This is a genomic window from Fibrobacterota bacterium (assembly GCA_019509785.1).
Classification (GTDB): Bacteria; Fibrobacterota; Fibrobacteria; order UBA11236; family UBA11236; genus Chersky-265.
On the sequence record JAEKLQ010000074.1, the window covers coordinates 1 to 4,019 of the forward strand.

The following is a 4,019-nucleotide window of genomic DNA, read 5'->3' on the forward strand; positions in this document are numbered from 1 at the left end:
CCCATCTTTGTCGGCCGGCAAGTGGTAGGCCCACATCACGGGATGTCCAAGTCCCATCGAAGATCCGGACGGAACCGTATAGGAGTTTTCATCAATCGTCATCAGGACGTCGGCGATAGGACGGACGTTCGGGCTGGTGGAGTACCATTCATCCGGATAGGTGAACTTCGTTTTGGGATAGCAGGCGCGGATGGAATCGTATTCCGTTTTCATGGAACGCAACTCACCGCTCGTCTTCAGGGTGTCCCATTGGACCTTGGCATTCGGGTCCTGGCCCCAGGCGGAATGCTGGGTGAAGATGGAACCGTTGAGTACGGAGTCGCGGAGCCAGGGCCAGGTATTGTTGTGATCCAACAATCCATGGATCGCAAGGCAGCCTCCACCCGCTTTCAGATAGCGCTGGAAGGCATGCTGCGCGGCGGTATCGCCCACGGCGCCTGCGCCGCCAATACGGGTTCCCCCGTTGAAGATGACCACGTCGTAGGTTTTCAAATTGGCATCCGTCATTTCCGCATCGATGGCGGCCTGCGTGGCAGGGGTGACGGTCGTGAATCCGTACTTGGGCGCAAGATAGGTCGTGTAATAATTGGAGGTGTAATTGATCTGGGTCGTATGCGCATAACCACCCGAACCCGTTTCGTTGATGATCATGACCTTTTTCAACTGAAACGTTTTAGCTGAAACGGCGTTTGCCGCGGCCAGGACGGCGAGCCCCGCACCGAGGATGACTGCATTATTCCGAATCGACATAGTGATTAACCTCCCCAAACCGCTACCAAGAGCTTGTTGCTTCCCCTAACCTACCACATTTTTCCGATTTTAGATGCCGAACTCTACTCTAAATAGGTAGTACCACTGGCTGGGCTTCTGGGTAATGGCCAGCTTGGTCAAAACGTTGTTCTGGTCGATGCCGCGGGCCCAATCGCTGGCCGCCTGGCCGTAAATCGAAATACCTTGGGCGATCTGCTTCTTGGCATAAACGGTCCATTTCTTATCCTTGGCCTTGATGGCTTTCTTTTTCTCTCGAAGAAATTCAAGGTCGGGAGATTTAGTCCCACCATGATGGGCAACCGCTCCATCATCTTGGCGTAATAAACCGGGTAATTCTGGACCCCCAGCAGCGCCGCTTCCCCGTACAACTTCAAACCATTTTCGCCGACCCAGGGGCTATTCAGTACCGCCCCGAAATTGAGCGATGCCCGCGCCATCACCTTGACCCCCTGGAAGGTGAAATGCTTTCCGGAGTCGATGGGAGCGGTTGGCATATCCAATACCGAGTCCCCCTGGATGAGATATTGCCTGCCCTTGAGCACGCTGGGGGTGAAGGAGATGAGATGGGCATACTCGGCGCCGGCGCCGAGACTCAGCATTTCGGTCGGCGAATAAGTCAGCAGCAAGCTGGGGCTGATATCATGATTGGGCTCGATGTCCCGCTCGATGAAGAAGTTCAGATCCACGCCTAATTTATCGTCCAGGAAATTCCCGTGGAGCTTCACGCCCGAAGCCATGTACAAGGCGCTGTTCATCAGGCTCCAGCCGGCCGTTCCGGTTACCTCGTATCCGGGATAGGTTCCATCGCGGAGCAGGTACTCCCCCAGATTCTTGGCGTCAGGATTGTACTTATACGGGAAATAGCCGAACTGAACCGTCCAGGACGGCTTCTCCAGATCGCCGAACTTGTAGATACCCGCGGCTTGGCCCACGCCAGGACCGAAACGAAGACTGCGGGAAGTCGCGTTATTGGGATTCTCCGGGAAGGCGTAATAGAACAACCCGCCCACCCCTACCAGGATGGAAAGCCGATCCGCCACCTTGGTTTCCTGGTTCACGTATACGGCCGTACGCTGCAAGACCGCCCCGTCGGGACTGATGGTACTGGTCGGGTCCGCGATGCCGCCGCTCACGACCTGCCCGATGTCGATGTAGGTTCCAATCTCCAGGGGAGACCTCTCCACCTTGACCTCGGCGATCGAGAGCAGAGGCATTGAACAAATGCATGTCGCGGCAAAGGCCGCTTTCATTCTTATTTGTTTTTTCATATTCCTTCGGATCCTGGATTAGATTCCCAAGCTCAGCCGCACGAGATAGTACCAGTCACTGGGCGTTTTGATGATAGGCTCGTATAACGGTACCAGCGCGCCGGGGCCCACGTTGGCGTTATACCCGCGCATATAATCGCTGGCCGCCTGCGCGTACAAGGTCAAACCGGGGACCAAGGAGCGCTCCAAGTAGAACGACCACTTAAAGGCCCGGTGGGATAACGACTTCTTATCATAAGGCTTGATGATGGACCCGTCGTTGGGGTTCACGCCGCCGTAGATCATATCGTGAAAGCTTTCGGCTCCTTCAGGAATGAGGCCGGGAACCGGAACCGCGTCGGTGGCGTAGGACCAGAAATTGCTGTTCGGGAAGGCGGGCTTGAGGTATTCCACTTCTACGGAAAACCTGTTCAACAGCTTGAAGGTGGGGATATTGAATCCGGCCATGATGGGCGTGCGGTTCATGATACTGCTGTAGTAGTAAGGATAATCCTTGATCCCCAGGACCGCTGCCTCGGAGTAAATCTTCAGATCATCCTCCCCCAATAGGTCGGATTTGATCAATGCCTGCGGATTGAAGGAAACGCGCGCCATGAGCTTGGTGGCTTTGAAGGTATAGTTCGAGTAGCCCACGTCATTCAGGTTGGTCACCACGGTGTCACCGGCGTAGCGGTTCGTCGGCTGAAGCGACACTTCCCCGGCGGGAGAGGGGTTAACAGGGGAAAGCAAGGGCCCGGTTGGAGTCGTGGCGCTCGGCTTGAACGGAATCAGATGCGCAATGGCCACGCCTGCGCCTAATTCGAACACCGGATGGGGTTTGAAGGAGAGGAGATAGGCCGCCGAGATGTCACCGGTCGGCTCGGTTCCCCGCTCGGTATAAACCAGGAGATCGTGGGTCAAGGGGCCCGTGAGGAGTTGCAGCTGGGTCCCTTCCACCTGCATGCCGGCGGAATTGATGGTGCTCAAGCCTCCCGAAACCATCACGGTGGGATAGGCCTCGTCGCGGAGCAGGAACTCCCCGAGATTCTTGGCATCGGGATTGTACTTGAACGGGATGATACCGAAGTTGAAGTGGCCCATGGGATCGGACACCGACCCTAATTTAACGGATACAAGGGCTTGCGAAACCGTGGTGCCGTACTTGATGGAGCGCTGATAGGAAAGGCCGAGGACATTGGGGATGGTGTAAAAGAACAGCCCGCCCAAGCCTATCGAGAAACTGAGCCGCTCGTTGACGTCGATGGTTTGGCTCAGGTTAAGGCTGGTGGACTGGAGCATCTGGTCATCATGCACTTCGGGATAGTTGCTGTGGATAATTTGACCCGCGTCAAAGATGACGTTGGTATGCAACGGCTCCCGCGTAACCTCGGAATGCGCCATGGAAACAACTGCCAGAGGTATGGCAACCTTCAGAAATCGCGAGACGCGATCACCCATAATTATTCCTGCCTCGTTTTTTCCAAAAAAAGATCAGAAGTTAGAAAGATCGACTTCGTGGCGCATGAGAGCATAGGTAATTCGAACCCATTTTCCAACGCCCTCTGCTTCCAACCGCGAACCTTTCCAGCGAAATTTTTCCTGGCCAAATTTAACCCCAAAAAGAAATTTTTTCGCGGGGATTCGGATTAATTCCACGCAAACCGTGATGCTATCCACGTCTCCCTTTGCAGGCCTCCGAGTAAGTAGGTCTCGGATCCTCACGGAAGAATCCAGACTATTTGGACATGAAGCGGTACTTTTTTGTTGCGCTCGGGATATCATCCGCGTCGTTCGCGGGGACTCGCGTCGATTCCGCCTATCGGCCCGGGGACGGCGCGGTCTGCGTAGCCATGTCGCGGGTCCGGAGGCGGCCGCGAGCGTCCCGGAGGCCCGCGCGCGACGCGACGGACCAAGCTCCGCGGGCGAGCCGGCCCTCCGCGCCCTTTGGCCCGATTCCGGTTTCGGTGGCGCGGGCGTTGGCCGAAACCCCGTCCCCTTCCA

At 56.1% G+C, this 4,019-nt stretch carries 3 protein-coding genes; all 3 read right to left on the minus strand.

From position 1 onward, the window contains the following. A partial coding sequence (locus JF616_20595) for a ThuA domain-containing protein (GenBank protein ID MBW8890160.1) occupies positions 1–651 on the minus strand: 651 nt, incomplete at its 3' end. A gap of 236 nt (positions 652–887) precedes the next feature. Next, a complete protein-coding gene (locus JF616_20600; protein ID MBW8890161.1) occupies positions 888–1,985 on the minus strand; it encodes a hypothetical protein in 1,098 nt (365 codons plus the stop codon). 72 nt (positions 1,986–2,057) lie between these two features. Further along, positions 2,058–3,419 carry a hypothetical protein gene (locus tag JF616_20605; protein ID MBW8890162.1) on the minus strand — a complete coding sequence of 454 codons (1,362 nt, stop codon included), beginning with the start codon at positions 3,417–3,419 and terminating at the stop codon, positions 2,058–2,060. Positions 3,420–4,019: the final 600 nt, after the last annotated feature.

Bases quoted from the DNA above. Each gene is read 5' to 3' on its own strand.
- JF616_20600 (MBW8890161.1), bottom strand. From the start codon at position 1,985: ATGCCTCTGCTCTCGATCGCCGAGGTCAAGGTGGAGAGGTCTCCCCTG.
- JF616_20605 (MBW8890162.1), bottom strand. From the start codon at position 3,419: ATGGCGCATTCCGAGGTTACGCGGGAGCCGTTGCATACCAACGTCATC.